Source organism: Streptomyces sp. NPDC050433 (genome assembly GCF_044458565.1).
Taxonomy (GTDB): domain Bacteria; phylum Actinomycetota; class Actinomycetes; order Streptomycetales; family Streptomycetaceae; genus Streptomyces.
In genome coordinates this window covers 1-1,870 of record NZ_JBITIB010000065.1, presented here as the reverse complement: position 1 = coordinate 1,870, position 1,870 = coordinate 1, and the positions used below count along the sequence as shown (strand labels likewise).

Sequence of the window (1,870 nt, the reverse complement as noted above, 5' to 3'; positions counted from 1 at the left end):
GTGGGATGGGTAGGGGAGCGTCGTGTGCCGGGTGAAGCCGCGCCGGAAGGCAGTGGTGGATGGTTCACGAGTGAGAATGCAGGCATGAGTAGCGATACACACGTGGGAAACGTGTGCGCCGATTGACTAAGGGTTCCTGGGTCAAGCTGATCTGCCCAGGGTAAGTCGGGACCTAAGGCGAGGCCGACAGGCGTAGTCGATGGACAACCGGTTGATATTCCGGTACCCGCTTTGAAACGCCCAGTGTTGAATCCATTAATGCTAAGACCGTGAAGCCGTTCCGGACCCTTCGGGGAATGGAAAGTGGTGGAGCCGTTGACCCGAGGTGGTAGTAGGCAAGCGATGGGGTGACGCAGGAAGGTAGTCCAGCCCGGGCGGTGGTTGTCCCGGGGTAAGGGTGTAGGGCGCACGGTAGGTAAATCCGTCGTGCATATAAGTCTGAGACCTGATGCCGAGCCGATTGTGGTGAAGTGGATGATCCTATGCTGTCGAGAAAAGCCTCTAGCGAGTTTCATGGCGGCCCGTACCCTAAACCGACTCAGGTGGTCAGGTAGAGAATACCGAGGCGTTCGGGTGAACTATGGTTAAGGAACTCGGCAAAATGCCCCCGTAACTTCGGGAGAAGGGGGGCCATTTCTGGTGACGAGTCTTGCACTCTGAGCTGGGGGTGGCCGCAGAGACCAGCGAGAAGCGACTGTTTACTAAAAACACAGGTCCGTGCGAAGCCGTAAGGCGATGTATACGGACTGACGCCTGCCCGGTGCTGGAACGTTAAGGGGACCGGTTAGTCATATTTCGGTGTGGCGAAGCTGAGAACTTAAGCGCCAGTAAACGGCGGTGGTAACTATAACCATCCTAAGGTAGCGAAATTCCTTGTCGGGTAAGTTCCGACCTGCACGAATGGCGTAACGACTTCTCGACTGTCTCAACCATAGGCCCGGTGAAATTGCATTACGAGTAAAGATGCTCGTTTCGCGCAGCAGGACGGAAAGACCCCGGGACCTTTACTACAGTTTGATATTGGTGTTCGGTTCGGCTTGTGTAGGATAGGTGGGAGACTGTGAAGCTTGGACGCCAGTTCAGGTGGAGTCGTCGTTGAAATACCACTCTGGTCGTGCTGGATGTCTAACCTGGGTCCGTGATCCGGATCAGGGACAGTGTCTGATGGGTAGTTTAACTGGGGCGGTTGCCTCCTAAAGAGTAACGGAGGCGCCCAAAGGTTCCCTCAGCCTGGTTGGTAATCAGGTGTTGAGTGTAAGTGCACAAGGGAGCTTGACTGTGAGACCGACGGGTCGAGCAGGGACGAAAGTCGGGACTAGTGATCCGGCGGTGGCTTGTGGAAGCGCCGTCGCTCAACGGATAAAAGGTACCCCGGGGATAACAGGCTGATCTTCCCCAAGAGTCCATATCGACGGGATGGTTTGGCACCTCGATGTCGGCTCGTCGCATCCTGGGGCTGGAGTCGGTCCCAAGGGTTGGGCTGTTCGCCCATTAAAGCGGTACGCGAGCTGGGTTTAGAACGTCGTGAGACAGTTCGGTCCCTATCCGCTGCGCGCGTAGGAGTCTTGAGAAGGGCTGTCCCTAGTACGAGAGGACCGGGACGGACGAACCTCTGGTGTGCCAGTTGTTCTGCCAAGGGCATGGCTGGTTGGCTACGTTCGGGAGGGATAACCGCTGAAAGCATCTAAGCGGGAAGCCTGCTTCGAGATGAGGGCTCCCACCCACTTGATGGGGTAAGGCTCCCAGTAGACGACTGGGTTGATAGGCCGGATATGGAAGCACTGTGAGGTGTGGAGTTGACCGGTACTAATAGGCCGAGGGCTTGTCCTCAGTTGCTCGCGTCCACTGTGTTAGTTCTGAGACAACGAAC

The 1,870-nt window shown here is 56.5% G+C and carries 1 rRNA gene (cut by a window edge); it reads left to right on the top strand.

Going from position 1 to position 1,870, the window contains the following annotated elements:
* Positions 1 to 1,830: ribosomal RNA gene (locus ACIBLA_RS37515) — 23S ribosomal RNA — on the top strand (it extends 1,370 nt beyond the left edge of the window).
* The last annotated feature ends 40 nt before the right edge of the window (positions 1,831 to 1,870 follow it).